At 73.7% G+C, this 24467-nt stretch carries 25 protein-coding genes; 13 read left to right on the forward strand and 12 right to left on the reverse strand.

The features are described 5' to 3' along the window. Positions 1 to 84 precede the first annotated feature (84 nt). Positions 85 to 2835: a SpoIIE family protein phosphatase gene (locus ACFW47_RS22860; RefSeq protein ID WP_386306861.1), complete on the forward strand. Its 2751-nt coding sequence runs from the start codon at positions 85 to 87 to the stop codon at positions 2833 to 2835. 186 nt (positions 2836 to 3021) lie between these two features. On the opposite strand, the gene ACFW47_RS22865 is transcribed toward ACFW47_RS22860, so the two are convergent. Further along, positions 3022 to 3195 (reverse strand): CsbD family protein, encoded by a 174-nt coding sequence (locus tag ACFW47_RS22865; RefSeq protein ID WP_386277369.1) that lies wholly within the window; start codon positions 3193 to 3195, stop codon positions 3022 to 3024. 155 nt (positions 3196 to 3350) lie between these two features. Here ACFW47_RS22865 and ACFW47_RS22870 point away from each other — a divergent pair, with 155 nt between their 5' ends. After that, positions 3351 to 3497, forward strand: a complete 147-nt coding sequence (locus ACFW47_RS22870) for a hypothetical protein (RefSeq protein ID WP_386277372.1) — start codon at positions 3351 to 3353, stop codon at positions 3495 to 3497. Between the two features lie 24 nt (positions 3498 to 3521). Here the strand turns inward: ACFW47_RS22870 and ACFW47_RS22875 are convergent, their stop codons facing one another. Beyond that, a complete protein-coding gene (locus ACFW47_RS22875) occupies positions 3522 to 5048 on the reverse strand; it encodes an MFS transporter (RefSeq protein ID WP_386306862.1) in 1527 nt (508 codons plus the stop codon). Positions 5049 to 5213: 165 nt separating this feature from the next. Here ACFW47_RS22875 and ACFW47_RS22880 point away from each other — a divergent pair, with 165 nt between their 5' ends. Beyond that, positions 5214 to 6578, forward strand: coding sequence for an FAD-dependent oxidoreductase (locus ACFW47_RS22880; protein WP_386277376.1), 1365 nt, complete (start codon positions 5214 to 5216; stop codon positions 6576 to 6578). 92 nt (positions 6579 to 6670) lie between these two features. Here the strand turns inward: ACFW47_RS22880 and ACFW47_RS22885 are convergent, their stop codons facing one another. From ACFW47_RS22885 to ACFW47_RS22900, 4 genes are read right to left on the reverse strand one after another with little or no spacing between them, the layout of a single operon-like run. Next, positions 6671 to 7045, reverse strand: coding sequence for a hypothetical protein (locus tag ACFW47_RS22885; RefSeq protein WP_386277378.1), 375 nt, complete (start codon positions 7043 to 7045; stop codon positions 6671 to 6673). 52 nt (positions 7046 to 7097) lie between these two features. Further along, the gene (locus tag ACFW47_RS22890) at positions 7098 to 7622 is read right to left on the reverse strand and encodes a roadblock/LC7 domain-containing protein (RefSeq protein WP_386277380.1); all 525 of its coding nucleotides are present in this window, start codon (positions 7620 to 7622) and stop codon (positions 7098 to 7100) included. A 38-nt stretch (positions 7623 to 7660) separates the two neighbouring features. Further along, positions 7661 to 8437, reverse strand: a complete 777-nt coding sequence (locus ACFW47_RS22895) for a hypothetical protein (protein WP_386306864.1) — start codon at positions 8435 to 8437, stop codon at positions 7661 to 7663. A 14-nt stretch (positions 8438 to 8451) separates the two neighbouring features. Beyond that, a complete protein-coding gene (locus tag ACFW47_RS22900) occupies positions 8452 to 8844 on the reverse strand; it encodes a hypothetical protein (RefSeq protein ID WP_386277384.1) in 393 nt (130 codons plus the stop codon). Between the two features lie 348 nt (positions 8845 to 9192). Here ACFW47_RS22900 and ACFW47_RS22905 point away from each other — a divergent pair, with 348 nt between their 5' ends. Together ACFW47_RS22905 and ACFW47_RS22910 are read left to right on the forward strand one after the other, a co-directional pair. After that, on the forward strand, positions 9193 to 10269 hold the full coding sequence (locus ACFW47_RS22905; RefSeq protein ID WP_386277386.1) for a YihY/virulence factor BrkB family protein: 1077 nt from the start codon (positions 9193 to 9195) through the stop codon (positions 10267 to 10269). A 38-nt stretch (positions 10270 to 10307) separates the two neighbouring features. Continuing rightward, entirely contained in the window at positions 10308 to 10631 is a 324-nt protein-coding gene (locus ACFW47_RS22910; protein ID WP_386306865.1) for a hypothetical protein, read from the forward strand. A gap of 21 nt (positions 10632 to 10652) precedes the next feature. Here the strand turns inward: ACFW47_RS22910 and ACFW47_RS22915 are convergent, their stop codons facing one another. After that, entirely contained in the window at positions 10653 to 11447 is a 795-nt protein-coding gene (locus ACFW47_RS22915) for an SDR family NAD(P)-dependent oxidoreductase (RefSeq protein WP_386278571.1), read from the reverse strand. Between the two features lie 194 nt (positions 11448 to 11641). Between ACFW47_RS22915 and ACFW47_RS22920 the strand changes: the two genes are divergently transcribed. The 4 genes from ACFW47_RS22920 to ACFW47_RS22935 all read left to right on the forward strand — a co-directional run bounded on the left by ACFW47_RS22920 (position 11642) and on the right by ACFW47_RS22935 (position 16583). Further along, complete coding sequence (locus tag ACFW47_RS22920) at positions 11642 to 12787, forward strand: hypothetical protein (protein WP_386306867.1); 1146 nt, start codon at positions 11642 to 11644, stop codon at positions 12785 to 12787. Positions 12788 to 12874: 87 nt separating this feature from the next. Further along, positions 12875 to 13435 carry a (2Fe-2S)-binding protein gene (locus ACFW47_RS22925; protein WP_386278573.1) on the forward strand — a complete coding sequence of 187 codons (561 nt, stop codon included), beginning with the start codon at positions 12875 to 12877 and terminating at the stop codon, positions 13433 to 13435. Beyond that, complete coding sequence (locus ACFW47_RS22930; RefSeq protein WP_386306869.1) at positions 13436 to 14428, forward strand: FAD binding domain-containing protein; 993 nt, start codon at positions 13436 to 13438, stop codon at positions 14426 to 14428. 25 nt (positions 14429 to 14453) lie between these two features. After that, entirely contained in the window at positions 14454 to 16583 is a 2130-nt protein-coding gene (locus ACFW47_RS22935) for a xanthine dehydrogenase family protein molybdopterin-binding subunit (protein ID WP_386306871.1), read from the forward strand. Between the two features lie 103 nt (positions 16584 to 16686). Here the strand turns inward: ACFW47_RS22935 and ACFW47_RS22940 are convergent, their stop codons facing one another. Beyond that, positions 16687 to 18228 carry a hypothetical protein gene (locus ACFW47_RS22940; RefSeq protein WP_386277397.1) on the reverse strand — a complete coding sequence of 514 codons (1542 nt, stop codon included), beginning with the start codon at positions 18226 to 18228 and terminating at the stop codon, positions 16687 to 16689. Between the two features lie 207 nt (positions 18229 to 18435). Here ACFW47_RS22940 and ACFW47_RS22945 point away from each other — a divergent pair, with 207 nt between their 5' ends. From ACFW47_RS22945 to tgmB, 3 genes are all read left to right on the forward strand, one after another. Further along, on the forward strand, positions 18436 to 18759 hold the full coding sequence (locus ACFW47_RS22945) for a DUF1232 domain-containing protein (protein WP_386306873.1): 324 nt from the start codon (positions 18436 to 18438) through the stop codon (positions 18757 to 18759). A 119-nt stretch (positions 18760 to 18878) separates the two neighbouring features. Beyond that, positions 18879 to 19070, forward strand: coding sequence for a putative ATP-grasp-modified RiPP (gene tgmA / locus ACFW47_RS22950; RefSeq protein WP_386277401.1), 192 nt, complete (start codon positions 18879 to 18881; stop codon positions 19068 to 19070). A gap of 16 nt (positions 19071 to 19086) precedes the next feature. Next, positions 19087 to 20076: an ATP-grasp ribosomal peptide maturase gene (gene tgmB, locus ACFW47_RS22955; RefSeq protein ID WP_386277403.1), complete on the forward strand. Its 990-nt coding sequence runs from the start codon at positions 19087 to 19089 to the stop codon at positions 20074 to 20076. A gap of 22 nt (positions 20077 to 20098) precedes the next feature. Here the strand turns inward: tgmB and ACFW47_RS22960 are convergent, their stop codons facing one another. Then, the gene (locus ACFW47_RS22960) at positions 20099 to 20314 is read right to left on the reverse strand and encodes a hypothetical protein (RefSeq protein ID WP_386277405.1); all 216 of its coding nucleotides are present in this window, start codon (positions 20312 to 20314) and stop codon (positions 20099 to 20101) included. Between the two features lie 106 nt (positions 20315 to 20420). Then, entirely contained in the window at positions 20421 to 20939 is a 519-nt protein-coding gene (locus ACFW47_RS22965; RefSeq protein WP_386306875.1) for a hypothetical protein, read from the reverse strand. 204 nt (positions 20940 to 21143) lie between these two features. On the opposite strand from ACFW47_RS22965, the gene ACFW47_RS22970 reads away from it, so the two are divergent. After that, on the forward strand, positions 21144 to 22112 hold the full coding sequence (locus tag ACFW47_RS22970; RefSeq protein WP_386306877.1) for a GlxA family transcriptional regulator: 969 nt from the start codon (positions 21144 to 21146) through the stop codon (positions 22110 to 22112). Between the two features lie 68 nt (positions 22113 to 22180). Here the strand turns inward: ACFW47_RS22970 and ACFW47_RS22975 are convergent, their stop codons facing one another. Further along, complete coding sequence (locus ACFW47_RS22975; protein ID WP_386277411.1) at positions 22181 to 22444, reverse strand: DUF5133 domain-containing protein; 264 nt, start codon at positions 22442 to 22444, stop codon at positions 22181 to 22183. Between the two features lie 186 nt (positions 22445 to 22630). Further along, entirely contained in the window at positions 22631 to 24400 is a 1770-nt protein-coding gene (locus ACFW47_RS22980; RefSeq protein WP_386306878.1) for an ABC transporter ATP-binding protein, read from the reverse strand. Positions 24401 to 24467: the final 67 nt, after the last annotated feature.

Raw genomic sequence — 24467 nt, forward strand, 5'->3', positions numbered from 1 at the left:
GGGCCCGGACCTGCCCGTGCCGGGCGGCTTCGCCGCCGGGAGCGCCCCTCGCCTCCTCGGGCCCGGCAGTGTAGACATGGGCACATGGTCCGACTGATGGGTCGATCGGGAGAGCGGTCACCCCGTCGTCCCAGCGGTTCGCTCGCCCGGGTCCGGCGAGACGCGGACCGGTCACGACGAGGGGCGGGCGCGGGGCGGCGAGGACGCGCGGCGGCGCTGCGCTCCGCGCTGTCCGGGCGCAGCGTCGCAGGCCAGGTCTTCGCCATGAACGTGTTCATCGTGCTGCTGCTCGTGGTGGCTGCGGCGGTGGCGCTGGTGCTCCAGGTGCGGCACGACAGCGAGGTGGAGGCCCGCAACCGGTCCGTCGCCGTGGCCGCGACGTTCGCCAACTCCCCCGGCATCCGCGAGGCCCTGCGCGGCCCCGACCCCACGGCCGTGCTCCAGCCCCGGGCCGAGGCGGCGCGCAGGGCCACGGGCGTGGACTTCATCGTCGTCATGAACACCGACGGCATCCGCTACACCCATCCCAAGCCCGACCGCATCGGCAAGGAGTTCGTGGGCACCATCGCCCCAGCGCTGAACGGGGAGACGGTGACCGAGCAGGTCGACGGGACCATCGGCCCGCTCGTGCAGGCCGTCGTGCCCGTCGAGGCGCCGGACGGCGAGGTGGTGGGCCTCGTGTCGGCCGGCATCACCACGGAGAACGTGGGCGGTGCCGCCGACCGGCAGCTGCCGCTGGTGCTGATCGTGGCGGGCGTCGGCCTGGCCCTGGCGACGGCGGGCACCGCGCTGGTCAGCCGGCGGCTGCTGCGGCAGACGCACGGCCTGGGGCCGCACGAGATGACCCGGATGTACGAACACCACGACGCGGTCCTGCACAGCGTCCGGGAGGGCGTGCTCATCGTCGGCCCCGACGGCCGGCTGCTGCTCGCCAACGACGAGGGGCAGCGCCTGCTCGACCTGCCCGCCGACGCCGAGGGACGGCAGGTCGGCGAACTCGGCCTCCCGGACGGCACCGCGGAGCTGCTGGCCTCCGGCCGCGTCGCCACCGACGAGGTGCACCTGGTCAGGGACCGGCTGCTGGCGGTCAACCAGCGCCCCACGGACATCCGCGGCGGCCCCGCCGGAAGCGTCACCACGCTCCGGGACTCGACGGAGCTGCGGGCGCTGTCCGGACGGGCCGAAACCGCCCGCGAACGCCTGGACATCCTGTACGCCGCCGGTGTGGGCATCGGCACCAGCCTGGACGTCACCCGCACCGCCGAGGAACTGGCGGAGCTGGCCGTGCCCCGGTTCGCGGACTACGTCAGCGTGGACCTGTACGACGCCGTGCTGGCCGGCGGTCAGCCGGGGAGCGCGACCCCGCTGAGCCGCGCCGCGCTCAGCGGCATCCGCGAGGAGGTCCCGCTCTACCCGGTGGGCCGGCAACTCCGCTTCGTGTCCTCCTCCCCGCAGGGCCGCTCCCTGGAGACGGGCCGCCCTGTGCTCGAACCGCGGCTGGACGAGGCCCCGGGCTGGCAGGCGCAGGACCTGGAGCGCTCCGCACAGGTGGTGGAGTACGGCGTCCACTCGCTGATCACCGTGCCGCTGCGGGCGGGCACGCTGGTGCTCGGGGTGGTCAGCTTCTGGCGTTCGGAGAAACCCGAGCCGTTCGACGAGGACGAGCTGACGCTCGCCGAGGAACTGGTCGCGCGGGCCGCGGTCTCCATCGACAACGCGCGCCGCTACACCCGCGAGCACAGCATGGCGGTCACCCTCCAGCGCAGTCTGCTGCCGCGCCGGATGCCCGAGCAGAACGCCCTGGAGATCGCCTACCGGTACCTGCCCGCGCAGGCCGGGGTCGGCGGCGACTGGTTCGACGTGCTGCCGCTGTCGGGGGCGCGGGTGGCCCTCGTGGTGGGTGACGTCGTCGGCCACGGACTGCACGCGGCGGCCACCATGGGGCGGCTGCGGACGGCGGTGCACAACTTCACGTCGCTCGACCTGCCGCCCGACGAACTGCTCGGCCTCCTCGACGAGCTGGTCGGCCGCATCGACCAGGACGAGGCGGCCGACGACACCGCCCCGGTCACCGGCGCCACCTGCCTCTACGCCATCTACGACCCCGTCTCCCGTGTCTGTGTGCTGGCCCGGGCGGGTCATCCGCCGCCGGCACTGATCCGGCCCGACGGCACCGTGGAGTTCCCGGAGGTGCCCGCCGGACCGCCGCTGGGCCTGGGCGGCCTGCCGTTCGAGACGACCGAGCTGCACCTGGCGGAGGGGAGCCGGCTGGTGCTCTACACCGACGGGCTCGTCGAGACCCGGGAACACGACATCGACGTCGGCCTGGAACATCTGCGCCGGGCGCTGGAGACGGCCGGTCAGTCGCCGGAGGAGACCTGCCGGACCGTCCTCGACGCCCGGCTCCCGGACCGGCCGGGCGACGACATCGCCCTGCTCGTCGCCCGCACCCACGCGCTCGGCCCCGACCGGGTCGCCGAATGGCAGGTCCCGAACGACCCGGCCGCGGTCGGTGAGATCCGCTCCCAGGTCACCCGGCGGCTGGCCGAGTGGGGGCTGGACGAGCTGGCGTTCACGACCGAGCTGATCCTCAGCGAACTGGTCACCAACGCGATCCGCTACGGCGGGGAGACCGTCCAGGTCCGGGTGGTGCGGGACCGGAGCCTGATCTGCGAGGTGTTCGACAGCAGCAGCACCTCGCCGCACCTGCGGTACGCCGCCATGACGGACGAGGGCGGGCGCGGTCTCTTCCTCGTCGCGCAGCTCGCCGAGCGCTGGGGCACGCGCTACACGCCGGCCGGCAAGATCATCTGGGCGGAGCAGCCGGTGCCCTGACGGGGCGCCGGCGCCCGCGTCCGCAACGGTTACACGGACGGTGGGTGCCCAGCGCGTCGACGGGAACGCCTGCCACATCGGCCGACGCTGCCGCCGGGCCGTTCCGCCGCCGCGCACGACGCGGGCCGCGGAACCGGTGGTGTGCCGGATTCCGCGGCCCGCGTACGTCCGTCGTGGGTTCCGGCGTCAGTGCCGGAACGCGTCCTTGCCCTTCTCCTTGGCCTGCCGGGCGTCGCCCTTGGACTGCTCGGCGCGGCCCTCCGCCGTCAAACGCTCGTTGCCGACGGCCCGGCCGGCCGCTTCCTTGGCCTTCCCCTTGGCCTGTTCCGTCTTGGCCTTGGACTTCTGGTTGCCGGCCACAGTGCCTCACCTCTCGGCGTTCGCTTGCGATGTGCTGTCCCTGCGGGTCGCCCGGCGCGGCCGGATCAAACCCGGCGGCGGCCCGCGGGGTGACCGGGCGACCGCGGGGTAGGCGGTCCGGCAGGAAAGACCCGTCGTCGACTCGGAGGAACGTCATGGCCGGAGTACTGGACCGGATCAAGCAGTTCGCGCGCAGCCCGCAGGGCCGCCGGGCGACGGAGCAGGTGCGCAGGGCCGCGGCGGATCCGCGTCGCCGTGCCCAGGCCCAGCAGATGCTGCGGAAGTTCGGCAAGCGGCGCTGAGCGGCCCTCCACCGGGGCGGCGCTTCAGCCCTGGCCCGCGTGGGTGTGACTGTGGGACCGCTCGGGCGGGCGGCGTCCGGCGCGGCCCGCGCGGTCCCGCCGCCAGTCGAGGACCGCTACGGTCAGCGCGCACAGCATGACGGCGACACCGGAGCCGACCGACAGAGCCACCGCGTCGTGGTAGTCGTCGTGGGTGGCGTTCAGCGTCAGGTGGAACAGTCCCGGCAGCGCGGCGGTGCCGACGGCGCCGCCCAGTCGCTGGCCCGTCTGCAGGGCACCCCCGGCGGCGCCCGCCATCCGCACCGGGACGTCCCGCAGCGTCATGGTGATGTTCGGGGAGATCACACAGCCGCTGCCCAGGCCGCCGACCAGCAGGGCCGGGGCCGCGAACCACACCGCCCGGTCGGAGGGCGCGAGCCACAGCACGACGGCGGTGGTGCCGAGTCCCGCCATGACGGCCACCAGTCCCCAGACCGTCAGCAGCCGCCCCAGCCGCTCGACCAGCCGGCCCGCCACGGCCGCAGCGGTGGCGGAACCCACGGCGAACGGGGTCACCGCCAGGCCGGACATGAGCGGCGAGTAGCCGAGGCCGTTCTGGAAGAAGAGCGCGAAGACCAGCCACACGCCGCTGAACCCGACGAAGTACAGGGCGGCCAGGCCCGCGCCGGTGGCGTAGCCGCGGGTCTCGGTGAGCAGGCCGGGATCGAGCAGCGGTTCCCCGTCGCGGTGGGCCACCCGCCGTTCCCAGCGCGCGAAGGCGGCCAGCAGGACCAGCCCCGCCGGGAACAGCCACCACACCCTGCCGATCCCGCCGCCCTCGGCGAGCACCAGCGGCAGCATCAGGGCCAGGATGCCGGCGCCCAGGAGCAGGACTCCCACGGGGTCCAGCCGACCCCGGCCGCCAGGGGCGACCCGGGGCAGGAGGCGGAGGCCGAGCACGAAGGCGAGGGCGCCGACCGGCACGTTGACGTAGAAGATCCAGCGCCAGCCCCCGGGGCCCGCCAGCGCCAGGATCAGTCCGCCGACGACCGGCCCCACCGCGCTGGAGACGCCGACGGTGGCGCCGAAGAGGCCGAAGGCGCGGCCGCGCTCCGCGCCGCGGAAAAGTTGCTGGATGAGTGCCGAGTTCTGCGGCGCGAGGCTGCCCGCGGCGACCCCCTGGGCGAGCCGCGCGACGACCAGGAGTTCGATGCCGGGCGCGGCCCCGGCCGCGGCGCTGAAGGCGACGAAGGCGGCCAGCGCGACGAGGAAGACGCGGCGCCTGCCGAACGTGTCGCCCACCCGGCCGGCGGTGACCAGTGTCAGGGCGAACGCGAGGGCGTAGCCGGACACGACCCACTGCACCGACGCCGCCGAGGCGTGCAGTTCCCGTTGCATGGACGGCAGGGCGACCGCGACGATCGTGACGTCCAGCAGGGTCATGAAACCGGCGACCAGCGTCACCCACAGGGCCCGCCACCGGTTCGGATCCGGGTCGTCGTCCGGACGGTGCACCGGGGGCTCCCCTCGTGAGGTGGACGCGATCGCCTGCCTCACGCCTGCGTCACCCATGACCGGGGGTTCAAACCCGGACCGGAGCCCGGGGCAAAGCCGGACCACGACTTCCCATAAGATCGCCTTATGGGCTCATAGACCGGACCCGCGTACCGACTTAGGCTTGCCTTAGCTTAGGCTTCCCCAAGAGTCGATCTGTCACCGCTCGAAGGGAACCTGAACATGCCCCGCCCTCTGCGGGTAGCCATCGTCGGATCCGGCCCGGCCGGGATCTACGCCGCCGACGCCCTGCTCAAGTCCGAGGTGGCCGCCGACCCCGGTGTGTCCATCGACATCTTCGAGCGCATGCCCGCCCCGTTCGGACTGATCCGGTACGGCGTCGCCCCCGACCACCCGCGGATCAAGGGCATCATCACGGCCCTGCACCAGGTGCTCGACAAGCCGCAGATCCGTCTCTTCGGCAACGTCGACTACCCGGCCGACATCAGCCTGGACGACCTGCGCGCCTTCTACGACGGCGTGATCTTCGCCACGGGCGCCACCGCCGACCGGGCACTGCCGATCCCCGGCATCGACCTCGACGGTTCCTACGGGGCCGCCGAGTTCGTCGCCTGGTACGACGGCCACCCCGACTTCCCGCGCACCTGGCCGCTGGAGGCGGAGAAGGTCGCCGTCCTCGGTGTCGGCAACGTGGCCCTCGACATCGCGCGCGTCCTCGCCAAGACGGCCGACGAGCTGCTGCCGACCGAGATCCCGCCGAACGTCTACGAGGGCCTGAAGGCCAACAAGGCGCTCGAGGTCCACGTCTTCGGCCGCCGCGGGCCGGCGCAGGCGAAGTTCAGCCCGATGGAGCTGCGCGAGCTGGACCACTCCCCCAACATCGAGGTCATCGTCGACCCCGAGGACATCGACTACGACGACGGCTCGATCGCCACCCGGCGCGGCAACAAGCAGGCCGACATGGTCGCCAAGACCCTGGAGAACTGGGCGATCCGCGACGTCGGCGACCGGCCGCACAAGCTGTTCCTGCACTTCTTCGAGTCGCCCTCGGAGATCCTGGGCGAGGACGGCAAGGTCGTCGGTCTGCGTACCGAGCGCACCGCGCTGGACGGCACCGGCAACGTCAAGGGCACCGGCGAGTTCAAGGACTGGGACGTCCAGGCCGTCTACCGGGCCGTGGGCTACCTCTCCGACCAGCTGCCCAAGCTCCCCTGGGACATCGACTCGGGCACGGTCCCGGACGAGGGCGGACGCGTCATCCAGGAGTCCGGCGAGCACCTCCGGTCGACGTACGTCACCGGCTGGATCCGGCGCGGCCCGGTCGGCCTGATCGGCCACACCAAGGGCGACGCCAACGAGACGGTCGCCAACCTGCTGGCGGACTACGCGGACGGCCGGCTGCAGACGCCCGCCTCGCCGGAGCCGGAGGCCGTGGACGCCTTCCTCGCCGAGCGGAACGTCCGCTTCACCACCTGGGACGGCTGGTACAAGCTCGACGCCGCGGAGAAGGCGCTGGGCGAGCCGCAGGGCCGCGAGCGCGTGAAGCTCGTCGAGCGTGAGGACATGCTCCGGGAGAGCGGCGCCTGAGCCGTCCGGGAGTGCGCGGGCGTGGGCCCGGGACGAGCGAGCGCTCCCGTCCCGGGCCCACGCGCGTCGGTCCGGGACGGGAGCACTCGGGCTCAGACCTCCAGTTCGCCCTCGATCCGGCGCAGCTGGTGGCGGGCCATCGCCAGGTTGGCGCGGCTCGCGTCGAGCACCAGGTAGAGGAACAGCCCGTTGCCGCCGCGGCCCTTGAGTAGGCGGATCAGGTGGTACTGGCTGTTCAGGGTGATCAGGATGTCCTCGATCTCCTCCTTCAGACCGAGCAGTTCCATGGTGCGGAGCTTGGCGCGCACGACGTCGGTGTTGCCGGCGGCGGCCACCTCCAGGTTGAACTCCTTGGTGCCGCCCAGGGTGCCGAGGGCCATGCCGCTGGTGTAGTCGACGAGGGCGGCGGCCGACGCGCCGTCGATGGCGCTGAGGCATTCCTTGAGCGAGGTCTCCAGGTTGGCCATGCGTGATTCCTTTCCGGACGTGATCGGTGCGTGATCGGGCGTGATCGGTTGATCAGTTCGGCCGGCGGTGGCCGCCGGCCTGCGGGCTGGGTCGGTGTGCGGGTCGCTGCGGGGTGCGTACCGGCAGGGTCCCGATGGGGCGGTCCGTCTCCGCGGCCGCCGGGGTGACGCGCTCGGCGGGCGCGGTGCGGGCGCTGTCCTGACCGATGCGGTCGGCGACCAGCTCCCCGATCCGCGCGCCGCTGCGCCGGCCCTCCAGGTGCAGCCGGCCCACGTTCACCCGGCCGTCGGCGAGCAGGGTGAGGACGGCGGCCGGACCGGCGGCGTAGGTGGCGACGTAGCCGTCCGCCCCGCGCAGCAGCAGTTCGCGGAAGCCGCCGCGTGCGGTGGCCTCGGCCATGCGGTGCGCGACGCCGAGGGCGGCGGCGGTGAGCGCGGCGAGGCCCTCGGGTTCGGTGTCCGGCGCGTCGTGGGCCAGGACGAGGCCGTCGACGGTGGCCGCGAGCGATCCGGTCAGCTGGGGCACGCGGCCCCGCAGACGGTGCAGTTCGTCCAGCACGTCGCTCTCGACGGCCATGAGCAGTCTCCTTTCGGCACGCTGACGGCGCGCGCGGATCACAGGGCCTCCAGGGCGTCTCGGAGCCGTCGCAGCAGGGCGGTGTCCGGGTCGTCCCACACGACCCCGCCCGGGTCGGCCGACGGGGAGGACGGTGCGGGTGCGGGCGGCGCGGGCGCGACGAGGCCGGCGGCGGCCAGGCGGCGCAGTTCGACGAGGGTGTGGTAGGTGCGGCAGGCGAGCGCCGAGGCGATCTCGGCGGCGGTGCGGACCCCGTCGACCTGCGTCAGGGCCCGGCTGCGCCGCACCGGCAGAGCCGCGGCGCGGGCGTCCGACACCCGGGTGAGGGGGGCGGTGTCGATGGCGGCGTCCGGCCAGATGCGGTCCAGCAGGGCGCGTCGGCGGCCGGTCTCGCGGACCACGGCGTCCACGGGCACGGACCGGACCGCGCCGAGCCAGTGCACGGCGCCGGGACGGAAGCGGTGGGCGCGCGTGTCGTGGGCGAGGACGAAGTAGGCGGCGTCGAAGAGCGCGCCCAGGTGGCAGACCTCCAGCGCCCCGGCGGCGAGCCGGCCGCTGTCCACGAGCCGGCGTCCGACCCGGTGCTGGGATCCGCCCCGGTCGACCGCGTCCCACCAGCCGTCCGGCGCGACGGCGCCACTGCGGGTGAGCAGCGCCCCGAGGTCCGGGGTGAAGGCGGACTCCACCTGCACGACGCGGCCCGCCGACAGGTAGACGATGCCCCGCTCGCCGGAGAGGGCACCGGTCGCGCCCTCGGCCGCGAGCGCCCGCAGCGCCGCCGACGTCGTCTCGTGCGCGGTCCACGCGGTCGTCACCCCGGTCACCCTCGTCACCCGAGCACCAGACGATCCGCCATCTCGGCCAGCCGGATGCGGGCCAGGGCGAGGTTTCCGTCGCCCCGGTCCAGCCACAGGTGGAGGAAGACGGTGCTGTCGAAGGGCGTGCTGACGAACCGGAGCAGGTGGTAGGAGTCGGCGGTGGTGGCGATGAGGTCCTCGACCGCCGGTTCCTTGTCCGGCCCGGCGCCGCCGGCGCCCAGGGAACCGTGCTCCGCGACGTGCCGGGCCAGCTCGGCCGTCTCCGCCGCGGTCGCCTCCCAGTCACCGCCCGGCGCGTCGCCGACGGCACCCAGAGCCAGTCCGCTGATCCAGTCCACCAGCGACGCGCCCCGCACACCGGGCAGCCGCATGGCTTCCACCAGACTCTCGTCGATTCCGGGCACGCCGGATCCCCTCCCCTGCACGGCCGTACCGCGAACGTGACGCCGAGACTACGGAAAGTGCACGCATCTGGTGAGCGCTTTGGCATTTTCCAGGGGAACGTGCGCGGGCTGCGGCATACTGCGGTATTTCGGCCGTGCGGCGGCCCGGTGGACGGGAGTGGTGCGGGCAGGCCCGCCCCGGTGCGGATGGTGGGCGGGCCTGTCCGCGAGGGCCATTGTGAGGACGGCACGCCGTGGCGGACCACGGGTGAACGGGGCCGGCCTCGGGTGCGGCCCGCGCGCCCGGCACGTTTCCCTCACACGGGTGGTCGAGTGCTTGGGTACGGCATGGCGGGCAACCCGGGGGCCATGGACCGACCTCACCTCCCCCGTCGCGGGGCGCATGCCAACGACGACACGGCGGACGCGGACCGCTCGCCGGACCGGACGGAGTCCGAGGACTACGGTCCGGACGCCGCCACCGAGCGTGCCGCGCCCGATTCCCCCACCGGACTGCCGAAACGCTCGTGGTCCGCGCTGCTGCGGCGCGTCGTGTCCGAGTTCAAGGACGACGAGCTGACCGACCGCGCCGCCGCCCTCACCTACTACGGGATCCTTTCGCTCTTCCCGGCCCTGCTGGTGCTGGTCTCCCTGCTCGGGATCGCCGGGCAGTCGGCCACCCAGGAGGTTCTGGACAACATCCAGAAGCTCGCGCCCGGCGCCGCGCGGGACGTCATCACCAACGCGGTGGAACAGCTGCAGGCCAAGGCCGGTCTGGGTTCGGTGCTGGCGGTGGTCGGCCTGGTCGGTGCGATCTGGTCGGCGTCCGGCTACGTGGCCGCGTTCATCCGCGCCGCGAACGCGGTGTACGACGTGCCCGAGGGGCGCCCCGTGTGGAAGGTGCTGCCGCTGCGGGTGGCGCTGACCGTGGTGCTGCTGGTGCTCGCCGTGATCAGCGCGCTCATCGTCGTCTTCACCGGCAGCCTGGCCCAGCAGGCGGGCACCGCGCTCGGTGTCGGCGACACCGCGATGACGGTGTGGACGTACGCCAAGTGGCCCGTGCTCGTCGTGCTCGTCACCTCGATGATCGCGATCCTGTACTGGGCGACCCCCAACGCGCGGGTCAGGGGCTTCAAGTGGATCACGCCGGGGAGCCTGCTGGCCCTGCTGATCTGGCTGGTGGCCTCCGTGGGCTTCGCCTTCTACGTGGCGAACTTCGGCTCGTACAACAAGACGTACGGCACCCTGGCGGGCGTCATCATCTTCCTGGTGTGGCTGTGGGTGACGAACCTGGCCATCCTCTTCGGCCTGGAGTTCGACGCCGAGCTGGCGAGGCAACGGGTGATCGACGGCGGCCATCCGCCGGACGAGGAGCCGTACGTCGAGCCGCGCGACACGCGGGCCTGGAACGAGGCCGACCGACGGCGCGCGGCGCCGGACGAGTGACGCCACATGGCCCGTCCCGGCAGGGGTACGCGGACGCCATGACTGACGGCAGGACACCAGAAGACCAGGACGCGGCCCGGGCCGCCGAGCGGGAGGAGAAGGAGCGCGCCGAGGCCCGCCCCTTCGACTACCGGTACCCGGAACGGCACGCCAACGTGCGCGCCACCCGGCACATCAGCCGCGAGGAGGCCGACGCGGACAGCGTCCCGGGCGTGCCCGGCGGCTACGGCACCACCGGCGGCGGACAGCCCGGCGGCCGGAGCACACCCGTGCCGGGCGGGGAGCAGCCCGACGAGTCCGGCGTCACGGAGACCGCCGGCGGACGCGAGCCCCGCCCGGACGAGGAGGACGGCGAGCGCTAGGGGGCCTCCCGCACGCCGCCCCTACGGCAGGATCGAATCGACGTATCCGCCGTCGACGCGGACGGCCGCCCCCGTGGTGGCGGAGGCCTGGGGAGAGCTCAGGTACACCACCAGGTTGGCGATCTCCTCGGGCTCGATCAGCCGCTGGAGCAGCGACTGCGGGCGGTGTTCACGCATGAAGGCCCGCTGGGCCTCGTCCCAGGGGAGGTCCCGGTCGACGAGCTGGTAGACGAAGTCCTCCACGCCTTCGGTGCGGGTCGGCCCCGCGATGACGGAGTTGACGGTGACGCCGCTGCCGGCCGCCTCCTTGGCGAAGCCGCGGCTCACCGCGAGGAGGGCCGTCTTCGAGACCCCGTAGTGGATCATCTCGGCCGGGATCACGACGGCCGAGTCACTCGCGATGTACAGCACCCGGCCCCAGCCCCGTTCCCTCATCCGGGGGAGATGGGCGCGCGTCAGCCTGACGCCCGCGAGGACGTTGATCTCGAAGTAGCGGCGCCACTCGGCGTCGCTGATCTCCAGCGCGGGCGCGGCGCCGAAGACGCCGAGGTTGTTCACGAGGATGTCCACGTCGGGCAGCGTCTCAAGGGCCAGCTCCGCGCCCTCCTCGGTGCCCAGATCGGCCACCACCGGCACGAACGCGCCGTCCGGCACCTCGGCCCGCAGTCGACCGAGGCCCTCCTCCAGGCGGCCGGCGTCGCGCCCGTTGACGCCCACCGTGGCACCGGCACCGGCCAGGCCGGCGGCGATCGCCGCGCCGATGCCCTGCGAGGAGCCCGTCACCAGTGCGGTCCGCCCGCCGAGGTCGAGGTTCATCAGATCGCTCCCTGTCATGCCGTACGGTCGGTCCTCGTGCTCCTGCCCACCCTCGCGCACGGCGCACCCGGGACCCCGCCGGCGCCGCCGCGCGCCGCGCCCCGCCCCGCCCGGTCGGCGGACCCCGAGTGCTCTCGGCTGACCTGCGGCGACGATACTTGCCTCTGTCCGTGCCCCTGCTTCCCGATGGACTCATGCCGACCTCTTCCGCCGCCCGCCCCTCGACTCCGCCCACGCTGTGGTCCGCCCGCGGCCGCCACGTCGGATCCGCGGCGGAGGACACCGTCCGGGACCACCTCCAGCGGCTGAAGGACGGCCATGCCGTCGACGACTTCCTGGAGCTGCCCGACGAGCCCCCGGAGCAGACCGGTGTCCGGGTCTTCGAGGCCCGCTGGAAGGCCCCGGGACCGGTCACCGTGCGGGCCAGACTGATCCTCGCGCCCCCTTCGGCGGGCGGTCAGGAGTGGACGCTGCTGGCGGAGGCCGAGGCGGCCTGGGACAACGCCTGGCCCTCCCCCACCACCGTGTTCTGGCCCGACGACCCGGACGTCACCTGGGACCGGGACATCGCCACGGGGCTGCGGCTGCGGGGCATCAACACCCTCCCGGAAGACGACAAGGCGGTACGCCGGCTGCTCAAGGAGGCCGGGCGCAGTCCGTGGAACATCCACGTCGTCGTGCACGAGGCGATGACCCCGGACCACCGGGGCCGGGTGCCGCTGGCGGACCGGCTGCCGCCCGGCCTGCGGCACCGCGTGGTCGAGCACCGCGCCGCGCCCCAGCAGCTGCGGGTGGTGAACTGGGCGCTGGAGGACTTCGGCGTCCAGGTGCCGCGCGGCGGTGCCGCGGTGCTGCCCGGCACCCCGGCCCCGGACGGCTACGAGGCCGGTGACTTCTCCGTGCGCACCGTGTTCCTGGACGGCTCCGAGCCGGCCGGCCTGATCGCCGCGGTGACGTCGTTCGACGCACTGGCGCGGCCGCTGACGGCCGACGCGGAGGACGCCCTCACCGCGCTGCGGGAGGACTGGCGGCTGCTGACCATGGCCGAGGAACTGGAGCGCGAGCGCAAGCTGGTGGCCATGTACGCCGAGGCCCTGGAGGCCATGACGCGGTCCCGGGACCTCTACAAGGAGGCGGCCGAGAGCGCGGCCGAGGCCCTGGCCGCCTACCGGGAGTCCGCCGGAGCCCTCCCGGCCGGGCCGTCGCCGTCCGAGGCGCCGGCGTCCCCGTTCCGAGGGCTGGCCCGCACGCTGGAACGGTTCCGGGGCACCGGCCGGGCACCGCGTCCCGCGCCCGGCCCGGACGGCGCGAAGGACGCCCCGGGCGACTCCGGTGGCTGACTGAGGGCACCCTCACGTGTCAGGCGGCGGGAGGTGGATACGCGGACCGCACAGCTGTACGGCCCGTCCCGGAAGGTCATCGACGCCATGGACAGCCAGCACGAGGGCACCGCCCCCGCCTCCCCGCCCCCGACGTCCCGGTCGGACACCACGCTCCGCGTCAACGGCAAACCGCACACCCTTACCGTGGACCACCGCCGCGTCCTGCTGGACCTGCTGCGGGAGGACCTCGGGCTGGCGGGTGCCAAGAAGGGCTGCGACCACGGTCAGTGCGGCGCCTGCACGGTCCTGGTGGACGGGCGGCGTGTCAACAGCTGCCTGCTGTTCGCCGTCGCCCTGGACGGCTGCGAGATCACCACGGTCGAGGGCCTCGCCGGGGACGGCGAGGCCCTGCACCCCGTGCAGCGGGCGTTCCTGGAACGCGACGCCTTCCAGTGCGGGTACTGCACGCCGGGGCAGATCTGCTCCGCGGTGGGCGTGCTCGCCGAGGCCGCGGCCGGGCACCCGTCCCACGTCACCGACCCGCGGGCCCCCTCCGGCGGACCCGTCCCGCTGGGCCGCGAGGAGATCCGCGAGCGGCTGAGCGGCAACATCTGCCGGTGCGGGGCCTACCCGCGCATCGCCGACGCGGTCGAGGACGTGATCTGAGTGCAGCCCTTCGCCTACGTACGGGCAGGCAGCGTCGAGGAGGCCACCGACGCGTTCGCCGCCCACCCCGGCGCCCGCTACCTCGGCGGCGGCACCAACCTCGTCGACCTGATGAAACTCGGCGTGGAGACGCCCGCCGCCCTCGTCGACGTCACCCGGCTGCCGCTGGACACGGTGGAGGAGCTGCCCGACGGTTCGCTGCGGGCCGGGGCCATGGTGCGCAACAGCGACCTCGCGGCCCATCCGGCCGTCCGCGACCGCTACCCCGCGCTGTCCCAGGCGCTGCTGGCGGGCGCCTCGGGACAGTTGCGCAACGCCGCCACCACGGGCGGCAACCTGCTGCAGCGCACCCGCTGTCCCTACTTCCAGGACCTGTCCAAGCCCTGCAACAAGCGGGAGCCCGGCACGGGTTGCGGCGCCCTTCAGGGCGTGCACCGGGACCACGCGGTGCTCGGCCACTCCGAGCAGTGCATCGCCACCCACCCCTCGGACATGGCGGTGGCGCTCGCCGCCCTCGGCGCCCGGGTGGAGCTGCACGGTCCCGAGGGCACCCGGAGCGTGCCCGCCGCCGACTTCCACCGCCTGCCCGGCATGCACCCCGAGCGGGACACGGAAATCCGCCCCGGCGAGCTGATCACCGGCGTGGTCCTGCCCGCCGCCACCGCCGGGCTGCCCTCGGCGTACCGCAAGGCCCGCGACCGGGCGTCGTACGCCTTCGCCCTGGCCTCGGTCGCCGTCGTGCTGCACATGGCGGACGGAGTGGTGGACCGCGCCGGGATCGCCTTCGGCGCGCTGGCGCACCGGCCCTGGCGTGCGCGGCGGGCCGAGGACGCGCTGGTGGGCGCGGCGCCCACCACGGCGGCCTTCGAGCACGCCGTCGACCTGGAACTGGCCGCCGCCGAACCGCTGCGGGACAACGCCTACAAGGTGCCGCTGGCCCGCCGGCTGGCCCTGGACGTACTGGGCCGGCTCGCGCCGCCCGCCACCACCTGAACCGGCGTCCACGAGGAGGACCCCCATGACCGGCACCGAAACCGTCCTGGGCGCTCCCGCCGAGCGCCGGGAGGGGCGGGAGAAGGTCACCGGCACCGCCCGCTACGCCGCCGAGTACGCCGTCCCCGGCCGGACACAGGCCTGGCCGGTGCCGGCCGCCGTGGCGCGGGGGCGGGTGACCGGCGTCGACACCGCGCCCGCACTCGCGCTGCCCGGCGTGCTCGCGGTGCTCACGCACGAGAACGCGCCCCGGCTCGCCGATCCGGAGGACCCCACCCTGGCCGTGCTGCAGGACCCGCACGTCCCGCACCGGGGCTGGTTCGTGGGTCTGGTGGTCGGCGAGACGCTGGAAGCGGCACGGGCCGGCGCCGCGGCCGTGCGGGTCACGTACGAGGCGGAGGAGCACGACGTGACGCTCACCTCCGGCCATCCGGAGGCGTACGTCCCCGACTCGGCCAACGGCGGGTTCCCGGCCGTCACCGAACACGGGGACGCCGGGGCCGCGTTCGCGTCGTCGGAGACCCGGCTGGACGTCGAGTACCGGATACCGCCGCTGCACAACCACCCGATGGAGCCGCACACCAGTACCGCGTGGTGGGAGGAAGGCCGGCTGACGGTGCACTCCTCCAGCCAGGGCACCACCGCCGTGCGCGCGGAACTGGCCCGGATGTTCGAGCTGCCCGGGGACCGGGTCACGGTCCTCGCCGAGCACGTGGGCGGCGGCTTCGGGTCCAAGGGCACGCCCCGCCCCGACGTGGTGCTGGCCGCGATGGCGGCGCGGGTGACCGGACGGCCGGTCACCGTGGCACTGCCGCGCCGCTACCTGCCGGCCGTCGTCGGACACCGCGCGCCGACCCTGCACCGGCTGCGGCTCGGCGCCGGCGCCGACGGCCGGCTCACCTCCCTGACGCACGAGGTGACGACGCACACCTCCCGGGTGAAGGAGTTCGTGGAGCAGGCGGCCGTCCCCGCCCGGGTCATGTACGCCGCGCCCGCCCTGCGCACCGCGCACCGCGTCGCGCGGCTGGACGTGCCCACACCGTCCTGGATGCGCGCCCCCGGCGAGTGCCCCGGCATGTACGCGCTCGAGTCCGCGATGGACGAACTGGCCACCGAGCTCGGCATCGACCCGGTGGAGCTGCGGATCCGCAACGAGCCGGAGACCGAGCCGGACAGCGGCAAGCCCTTCAGCAGCCGGAACCTGGTGGCGTGTCTGCGCGAGGGCGCCCGCCGCTTCGGCTGGCAAGGCCGTGATCCGCGCCCGGGTTCCCGAGCTGCCGGGACGCTGCTGATCGGCAGCGGGGTGGCGGCGGCCACGTACCCGGTGCTGGTGTCGCCGTGCACGGCCTCGGCGCGGGCGCTGCCGGACGGCGGCTTCCTGGTCCGGGTCAACGCCACCGACATCGGCACGGGCGCCCGTACGGTCTGCGCGCAGATCGCGGCCGACGCCCTCGGCGTGCCCCTGGACCGGGTGCGCATCGACGTCGCCGACAGCGGTATCGGGTTCGCGCCGATGGCCGGCGGCTCCTCCGGGACCGCCTCCTGGGGGTGGGCCGTGCACGAGGCGTGCGTCCGGCTGACCGGGCGGCTCGCCGGGCACTCGGGGCCGCTGCCCGACGAAGGGGTCACCGCCGACGCCGACACCTCCGGCACCGCGGACGCCGAGAGCCCGTACGCGCGGCACGCGTTCGGCGCGCACTTCGCCGAGGTCACCGTGGACACGGTCACCGGCGAGGTGCGGGTGACGCGGATGCTGGGGGTGTTCGCGGCGGGGCGCATCCTCAACGCCCGCACCGCCCGCTCCCAGTTCGTCGGCGGCATGACGATGGGGCTGGGCATGGCGCTGACCGAGGACAGCACGGTGGACCCGGCGTTCGGCGACTTCACCGAGTCCGACCTGGCCTCCTACCACGTGCCCGCGCACGCCGACGTGGCGGACGTGCAGGCGTACTGGGTCGACGAGGAGGACGCCCACCTCAATCCGATGGGCAGCAAGGGGATCGGTGAGATCGGCATCGTCGGCTCGGCGGCGGCCGTCGGCAACGCCGTCCACCATGCCACCGGCATCCGCTTCCGGGAACTCCCCCTCACTCCGCACCGGGTGCTCACCGCCCTGCTCGAACACGAGCACCCCGCGGGCACGCTGGGCGTGTGAGCGCACGGCCCGTGGTCCGCGCCGGGTGCCGGCGCGGACCACGGGTGGGTGCGGGGTGTGGTTGAGCGGTCGTGCCGCGGTGGGGGGGCCGGTGGCCGTCCGGTCAGTCCGCGAGCCGGCTCGCCCGGGGCATCGTTCCGGCCGGCCGGCGCCTGGCGGGCGCCTGCGAGGCCACCCGCGCGCACAGGGCGGTCAGCGCGACCAGTGACGCGAGTACGGCGGCCGCGACGGCGATCCAGGTGGGCGCCAGGGTGAGGTCCACGGACCGGGACACCCGCGACGAGGGAGTGGCGCTGCCGTAGAGCTTGGCCGCCGCCAGCGCCGCCGGTGCGACGACCGCCGCGGCGAGCAGCGGCACGGCGGGCCGCACGGTCAGCAGCAGCGCCAGCAGCAGGCAGAGCGCGGACAGGCCGAGGGCTACTCCGTAGGCGCGTGCCGAGGCGTCGTTCTGGTGGAGCGGGAAGTAGGCCACGCCGCAACCGGCGAGGACGGTGACGGTGAGCCACACGGGCCAGGCGGGGCCCCGGTCGGCCCGGCGGGCGGCACGGTAGCGCCGGGCGGCTTCCTCGCCGTGGTTCCGGTCCCGGCCGCGGTCGCCTTCGTGGTCGCGGGCGGGGCGTGCCTCCTCGTGGCCGCGTCCGCGGCGGGCGGTCCGGCGGCGTTCGCGGCCCCGGCGGTCCCCCGCCGCGAACACACCGGCCAGTCCGGCCGGGCGGGCGGGCGGTTCCTCGTCCTCGCGGTGACCGTCGCCGTCGCCGTCCAGGGCCGCACGCAGGTGCCGCGCGTCGGGCCGGTCCGGGCGTACCCGTCCGTCCTCGGCAAGGCGGCCGATGAGCTGCACCAGTTCCTCGACGGGACGGCCGGTGGCGGCGGCCCGAACGGCCTCCTGGCCGCAGTGCGGTTCCAGGGGCGTGCGGTGGAGCAGCTCCATCAGCCGGGTCACGTCCTCCACCGAGCGGCACTCCGCCGCGGCCCGGATCGCCTCGTCCGCGCTGTCCGAGTTGCGCGGGGGCCGCGTCAGCAGGCCGACCAGCCGGGTGACGTCCTCCACCGAGCGGTTCACGCCGACCGCGCGGAGCGCGTCGATCGTGGCCTGCGCGTACTGGGGGGATCCCTCCAGCATCGTGATGAGGTCGACGACCTCCTCCAGCGGCCGGTCGGCCACGGCGGCGCGCACCAGGTCGCCGACGGGGTCGCCGTACTCGCGCACCGCCTCGCCGCGCACCGCGTCGTCGTGGGCGGTGAAGTCCTGGTCGAACACTTCCCGGTCGAGTACGTCGGGGTCGAAGGCGTCCTGATCGAAGGGGGCATGCGGGGAGTGGGCCTGAGGGGAGGGCCGGTCGGCGGCCAGCTCCTCGGTGCGGTCGTCCCCGGGTTGCGCGGCGGCCTCCTCGCGCGCCGGGTCTCGGGGAGCGGGCTGCGGGACGGGCTCCTGGGGGGCGAAGTCGGGCTCCCGGTGGGCCGGTTCCCCGGGGGCGGGCGAGCGGGCGGCCGAGGGGCGGCCGGCCGGTGTCCCGGCCCCGGGACGCGTGCCCGGCGCGCGCACCGGGTGCGTGCCGGTGGCCGTGGTCGTCTCCCCGGTGGGCAGGTCCACGGCGGATATGGCGTACTCGGGCGAACGGGGTGAGGAAGATCCGGTGGTCATGATCTCTCCGTGTGGTGGGGGTTGCGGCCGCCCTGCGTCCCCGACATGCGACACGCGCTGTGTGCTGACCATTACTAAGCACGTCCACCGCGGCGTGCCACCGGAGTGGGCCACAGGGATGAGAGACCGGTCGCCGGGGACTTGCCGGCCTCCCGAACGGGCATCCGAAAGGCATGGCGCCTGCCGCACACCATGAGGAGGGGCGGGGTGGACACGACCACAGTGGTGATCATCGCGGCGGTGACGCTCGCGGTGGCGGTTCTCGCGACGGCGGTGGCCGTGCTGGTGCGGTTGGTGCGCACCCGCCGGGAGCTGGAACGGGCGGGGCTGCCCACCGGTCCGCGGTGGGTCTTCTGGGGCGCCGTCCTCTACTTGGTACTGCCGGCGGACCTGCTGCCCGACCCGGTCTACCTGGACGACGTCGGTGTGCTGCTCCTCGCGCTGCGCTCCGTGCGCGGCCCTCTCGGCGGCCGGCGGGGCGCCGCGGACCGGCGGCGGGACGCCGGTCCGCGCGGTGACTACGCAGCGTAAGGAAACCAATCACCCGTTCGATTCGTATAAGTCTCTGGAAGCCGAAGGAAGTCGGCGGACCAGGCGACGCCGTGACCGGGCCGTCGTCTGATCGGCGCAGCACCGACTAGGGAGAGACGATGCAACCGTTCGCGCTCAACTACGCACGGCCCGCGGTGGAGTTGGAAGCCACGGCTCCCTACGTCTACGACTCCGGGCTGCAGTTGAACGTGCTCCTGGACGGGCGGGTGGCCGCCGGTGACCACGCGCTGCTGAGAGAGCTCGGGACCACGACCTCCACCGCGGGGTCGAAGACCCACTTCGACGACTGAACACGGGCCGTCGCACATGACCGTTCTGATCCTGACCCGTGAAGAGGACGTCACCGCGGACATGGTGGTCGTCCACCTGAACGCGTCGGGAGTGCCGGTGGTCCGCCTGGACCCCGCCGATCTCACCGGTTCCGTCGCTCTCTCCGGCGAGTTCGTGCACGGCTCCTTCCGGGGTCATCTGTCCTCGGGGGGACGGCTGGTGAGCATCGGCGGGCTGCGGTCCGTCTGGGTGCGCAGGCCCGGAGGTGCGGCCGCGGGCGCCGCGGAGCCCTCCGCGTGGCTGACCGAGGAGTCCGGGCAGGCGCTGTACGGCTTGCTCCGTGACTGCGGGGCACGCTGGATGAACGATCCGGACGCCGCGCACCGGGCCCGGTACAAGCCCTGGCAGCTGCGCCTGGCCCAGCGGTGCGGGCTGCCGGTGCCGGCGACCCTGATCACGACGTTTCCGCGCGCCGCGCGCGAGTTCGCCGAGCGCTATCCGGACCTGGTGGTCAAGCCCGTCTCGGGCGCGCACCCGCAGGACCCGCCCCTGGCGGTGCCGACCAGCAGGGTTCCGCCCGAGGCCGACTTCTCCGCGGTCGCCCACGGCCCGACACTGCTGCAACGCCGGGTCGCCAAGCGCGCCGACATCCGGCTCACCGCCGTCGGCGGGGAGCTGCTGGCCGCGCGAAAGGCGTCCCTCGCGTGCCCGGAGCCGGAGGAGGTCGTCGACGTCCGCTTCACGACGTCCCGCGAGCCGTGGCGGCCCGCCGAGGTGCCGCCGCGCGTCGCCGAGACCGTCCTCGCCTATCTCCGTGCGGCGCGGCTCGCCTACGGCGCCTTCGACTTCGCCGAGGACGGCGACGGCACCTGGTGGTTCCTGGAGTGCAACCAGTCGGGGCAGTTCGGCTTCGTCGAGGTGGACACGGGTCAGCCGATCGCCCGCACCATCGCCGAGTGGCTGGCCCGCCCCGCCTCCGGGGAGCCGGTGGACGCGGACGGTCCGGGCACCGCGGCCGTCGGGTGAGGTACCGGCGCGCGGCGGCCCGTCAGTGCGGGCGGGGGCCGGGCAGCAGGGCGGTGCGCTGCCAGCCGGCGCCCGGGGACGGCTGCCGTTCGGCGCCGGGCAGGTGACCGGGCGTCCGCAACGGGCGCATGACCACCTCCAGCTCCCTGCTCACACGCTCGGCATCCCGTCGCACCTGCTCGGGGACGTCACCGCGTTCGGCGACGAGTCGGTCGTAGATGGGGGAATCCTGGAACACCCGTCAACGTGCCTTTCGTGTCGTCCGCCCCCGTACGGAGGCGCGACTGAGCAGTCTAGGCGTCCGTCCACCCGGTGGTGGGCACATGTCCGAAGGTGACGGCCGGTCAGGCGCCGGTCGTGGAACCCGGCCGGACGATCATGAGCACGGTCACGGTGGCCCACAGCAGGTTGAACAGACCGGTGAACATCGCCAGCCGGGCCGTCCTGGCGCGCTCGACGGGCCGCCGGCCGGTCAGGTCCTCCAGCAGTTCCTCCTGCCGCGGCAGGACGAGGGCGAGCAGGATGCCCGCCGCGGCCGCGGTCAGGACGATGGACGCGACGAGCCACGCGTCCCCCAGCACACCCATCGCCAAAGCGGTGGCGAGACCGAGGAGCGGTACCGCGACGCCGAGACCGGCGTAGACCCGGCAGATGCGGTGCAGCAGCCGGACGGTGCCCACCTCGGCGGCGCCGGTGGCGTCCCCGGCACCGGTCACGGTCTCTTCTCCGCCTCCGCCTCCGCCCACGGGCAGGGCCACCGCCACCCGGCGGACGGCCGGGGGGAACATGCTGGCCGCGACGGTGACGGGGCCGACGGCGAGGATGGCGGCCAGGACGTGGAGGGACAGCAGGAACTTGGTCATCGGTCGGGGCTCCGGGAGGCGGGAGGGTCGGTGCGGTGGGAGCCACGTTAGGAAGCCGGTGCGTGATCGCACAGAGGCTGGAACGACAGTCTTCAACGGGTTCTCGCCAACGCTCCCACCAGGTACCGTCCGCAGCACCGGTCGATGTCGCGGTACGGCGCACGCCCTTCTGTGCCCGGCGGAATCCCGCCTATCGTGGCGTCCATGCACTCCGTGGCGATCCTGGTCCTCGACGACGTGGTGCCGTTCGACATGGCGGCGCCCATGCAGGCCTTCGAGTGGACGCGACTGCCCGACGGGCGCGCCCCGTACCGGGTGCGGCTGTGCGCCGAGTCGCCCGAGGTGCGCACGCACGGGCTCGGCCTCCGCATCGACCAGGGCCTTCAGGCGTTGGAGTCGGCCGACACGATCATCGTGCCGGGCCGCTCCGATGAGTCCGGACCGCCCTCCGAACGCGTCCTGGCGGCGCTGCGGCGGGCGGCCGGTTCCGGTACGCGGATCGCCTCCGTGTGCGTGGGCGCCTTCGTCCTCGCCGAGGCAGGGCTGCTGGACGGTCTGCGGGCCACCACGCACTGGATCGCCGCGGCGGAACTGGCCCGCCGCCACCCGCGCGTCACGGTCGAACCGGACGTGCTCTACGTCGACAACGGACAGATCCTCACCTCGGCGGGCGCCGCCGCCGGTCTCGACATGTGCCTGCACATGATCCGCCGGGACCTGGGGTCGGCGGTCGCCGCGCACGCCGCCCGGATGTGCGTGGTTCCGCTGGAACGGGAGGGCGGACAGGCCCAGTTCATCGTGCACGAGTTCCCGCCCGTGCCGCGGGGTTCGGATCTGGAGCCACTGCTGGAATGGATCGAGGACAACCTGGCCGGGGAGGTCACCCTCGCGGCGATGGCGGCGCGCTCGGGCATGAGCGAGCGCACCTTCAGCCGCCGCTTCCGCGAACAGACCGGCACCACGCCCCTGCAGTGGCTGCTGCGAGCGCGGGTGCGACGCGCCCAGTACCTGCTGGAGAACGGTGACCACTCGATCGAACGGATCGCGCGGCAGGCCGGGTTCGGCTCCCCGACGGCCTTCCGGGAGCGGTTCCGGCGGGTGGTCGGGACGACACCCCATGCCTATCGCGCCGCGTTCCACGGGAAGTCCGCCGCCCCGGCACGGCGTGCGTAGGGCCCGTCTCGGGGATCAGGCCGGCGTACACGGCCTGATCCCCGAGACGGGCCCGGGTACGGCGTTTCTCACACGGCCAGCGACAGGCCGCTCTCCCCGTCCGGGTCCGCCGCACGGGCCGTGTCGGCCGCCCGCCCCCTGGCGAGCAGCAGCGCGTCGGCCTTGGCCACCGCGTCGTGGATACCGGTGGTGGCCATCATCACGCAGAGCGTGTAGCTGACGTCCGCCAGCTCGCGCGCCGCCGCCGGGCTCTGCCTCTCCGCCTGAGCGATCCGCAGTGACGCGTACCGCGTCAGCAACTCCCTGACGACCTTCGGGTCCGGTTCGAGCACGAAGCGCCCCTCTCTCGATTTGCGCTCCGTATGCCCGAACCCGGACGAAGCATTCACACCATGCCCGCCACCACACGCAAATGTCGAAATTCCATCGCTCACTGTCCGGCATTCGTCGAACTGAGGCAGATTCTCGACCGAAAGGGACCAGAACGGCTTCGTGTACGACCGGACGGCGGGTCGTGGTCAGGCGACCTGACCGCTGTGCAGCGCCGTGTACGCCCCTTGCCTGCCGAGCAGTTCCTCGTGGGTGCCGGTCTCCAGGATCCTGCCCTCGCCCATCACCACGATCCGGTCCGCGCCGCGGACGGTGGACAGCCGGTGCGCGACGACGAAAGTGGTCCGGCCGCGCAGCAGCCGGGCCAGCGCCTGCTGGACGAGGGCTTCGGAACGCGTGTCGAGCGCCGAGGTGGCCTCGTCCAGGATGAGCACCCTGGGGTCCCGGATCAGGGCGCGGGCGATGGCCAGTCGCTGACGCTGACCGCCGGACAGCCGCGCGCCGTGCTCCCCGACCAGGGTGTCGAGGCCCTGGGGCAGCCGGTCGACGAACTCCAGCGCGTTCGCGTCGCGCAGCGCCCCGCGCACCTCCTCCTCGTCGGCGTCGTCCATGCCGTAGGCGACGTTCTCCCGGATCGTGCCGTCGAAGAGGATCGACTCCTGCGGTACCACCGAGACGAACCGCCGGTAGGTGCGCAGGTCGAGGGTGTTCATGTCGGCGCCGTCCAGCAGCAGCCGGCCGGACGTGGGCCGCAGGAAGCCTATGACGAGGTTGAGCACCGTGGACTTGCCGGCCCCGGACGCGCCCACCAGCGCGATGGTCTCGCCCGGTTCCACCGTGAGCGTGAAGTCGCTCACCGCGGGCCGCCCGTCACCTTCGAACGCATGCCCGACGGACTCGAAGGTGACGCCTCCGCGCAGCGAGGTGAGCTCCGCCTTGCCCTCGTTGTCCTCGAGTTCGGGGGCCTGGAGCACCTCGCCGACCGAACGGACGGACTCCAGGCCCTTGGTGATGACCGGGGCCAGTCCCGCCAACGTTGTCGTGGAGTTGGTGAGGGTGGTGAGGAAGGCGCTGAGCATCACGACGTCACCGGCGGTGACGCCCCAGACGCCGTGGTACGAGATGAGCGCGGCGCCCGCGAGTACCAGCACGCCGACCGCGTTGAGCACGACCCAGGACAGCGAGCCGAAACGGCCGTTGACCAGGTCCAGGCGCATGCCGGAGGTCAGCAGGCGGTCCAGGGTGCCGTCCATACGGCGCAGCGCCTTGCGCTCCAGGCCGTGGGCGCGGGTGACCGGGATCAGCCGGGTCATCTCCGTGACCCGGGAGGAGAGGGCCTCGACCTCGTGGCGGAAGTGTTCGTTGTGGGTGCGCAGCCGGGCTCTCAGCCGCGCCACCAGGAGGGAGGCGGCGGGGACGACGACCAGGAAGACGGGCAGGAACTCCGGGGTGCGGACCGCGATGATGACGAGGCCGCCGGCGAGGACGGTGAACGCGCCGAGTCCCGTCTCGGCGGTCTGCTGGACCATCTGCTCGACCGTCTCGACGTCCCGGACGACCTTGGCCTGCAGCACGCCGGCGCTGACGCGCGAGTGGTAGCCGATGGAGAGCTGCTGCATGCGGGTGCACAGCGCGGAGCGCAGGGCGGTGCCCATGCGGCGCACGCTGCCGTACAGGAGACGGACGTACAGCAGGTGCAGCGGATAGTTGACGACCAGGATGAACATGATGATCCCGGTGCTGGTCCACAGGTCGCCGATCGGGCCGTGCTGGACGACGGTGTCGATGATCGACGCGGTGATGAGGGGCAGCAGCCAGACCGGGCTGTGTTTGACGGTGAAGACCACGACCGCGCCGGCCAGCCGGTGGCGGTCGGCGCGGAACAGGTAGACGAGCGTGCGTATCGGGTGTTCGCCCCGGTAGCGGTGGTCGAGCGGCATTTCGGGCGGCGACGCCATCGGCGAGGTCCTCCTGGTGACCGAGGGGGGCAAGCGCTTTCTTCCGCGCGCTTTCCTACCCCGTCGG

This window comes from Streptomyces sp. NPDC058796, assembly GCF_042745235.1.
Lineage (GTDB): Bacteria > Actinomycetota > Actinomycetes > Streptomycetales > Streptomycetaceae > Streptomyces.

Bases quoted from the DNA above. Each gene is read 5' to 3' on its own strand.
- ACFW47_RS22860 (WP_386306861.1), top strand. From the start codon at position 85: ATGGTCCGACTGATGGGTCGATCGGGAGAGCGGTCACCCCGTCGTCCC.
- ACFW47_RS22870 (WP_386277372.1), top strand. From the start codon at position 3,351: ATGGCCGGAGTACTGGACCGGATCAAGCAGTTCGCGCGCAGCCCGCAG.
- ACFW47_RS22875 (WP_386306862.1), bottom strand. From the start codon at position 5,048: ATGGGTGACGCAGGCGTGAGGCAGGCGATCGCGTCCACCTCACGAGGG.
- ACFW47_RS22880 (WP_386277376.1), top strand. From the start codon at position 5,214: ATGCCCCGCCCTCTGCGGGTAGCCATCGTCGGATCCGGCCCGGCCGGG.
- ACFW47_RS22885 (WP_386277378.1), bottom strand. From the start codon at position 7,045: ATGGCCAACCTGGAGACCTCGCTCAAGGAATGCCTCAGCGCCATCGAC.
- ACFW47_RS22890 (WP_386277380.1), bottom strand. From the start codon at position 7,622: ATGGCCGTCGAGAGCGACGTGCTGGACGAACTGCACCGTCTGCGGGGC.
- ACFW47_RS22905 (WP_386277386.1), top strand. From the start codon at position 9,193: ATGGACCGACCTCACCTCCCCCGTCGCGGGGCGCATGCCAACGACGAC.
- ACFW47_RS22910 (WP_386306865.1), top strand. From the start codon at position 10,308: ATGACTGACGGCAGGACACCAGAAGACCAGGACGCGGCCCGGGCCGCC.
- ACFW47_RS22915 (WP_386278571.1), bottom strand. From the start codon at position 11,447: ATGAACCTCGACCTCGGCGGGCGGACCGCACTGGTGACGGGCTCCTCG.
- ACFW47_RS22920 (WP_386306867.1), top strand. From the start codon at position 11,642: ATGCCGACCTCTTCCGCCGCCCGCCCCTCGACTCCGCCCACGCTGTGG.
- ACFW47_RS22925 (WP_386278573.1), top strand. From the start codon at position 12,875: ATGGACAGCCAGCACGAGGGCACCGCCCCCGCCTCCCCGCCCCCGACG.
- ACFW47_RS22935 (WP_386306871.1), top strand. From the start codon at position 14,454: ATGACCGGCACCGAAACCGTCCTGGGCGCTCCCGCCGAGCGCCGGGAG.
- ACFW47_RS22940 (WP_386277397.1), bottom strand. From the start codon at position 18,228: ATGACCACCGGATCTTCCTCACCCCGTTCGCCCGAGTACGCCATATCC.
- tgmA (WP_386277401.1), top strand. From the start codon at position 18,879: ATGCAACCGTTCGCGCTCAACTACGCACGGCCCGCGGTGGAGTTGGAA.
- tgmB (WP_386277403.1), top strand. From the start codon at position 19,087: ATGACCGTTCTGATCCTGACCCGTGAAGAGGACGTCACCGCGGACATG.
- ACFW47_RS22965 (WP_386306875.1), bottom strand. From the start codon at position 20,939: ATGACCAAGTTCCTGCTGTCCCTCCACGTCCTGGCCGCCATCCTCGCC.
- ACFW47_RS22970 (WP_386306877.1), top strand. From the start codon at position 21,144: ATGCACTCCGTGGCGATCCTGGTCCTCGACGACGTGGTGCCGTTCGAC.
- ACFW47_RS22980 (WP_386306878.1), bottom strand. From the start codon at position 24,400: ATGGCGTCGCCGCCCGAAATGCCGCTCGACCACCGCTACCGGGGCGAA.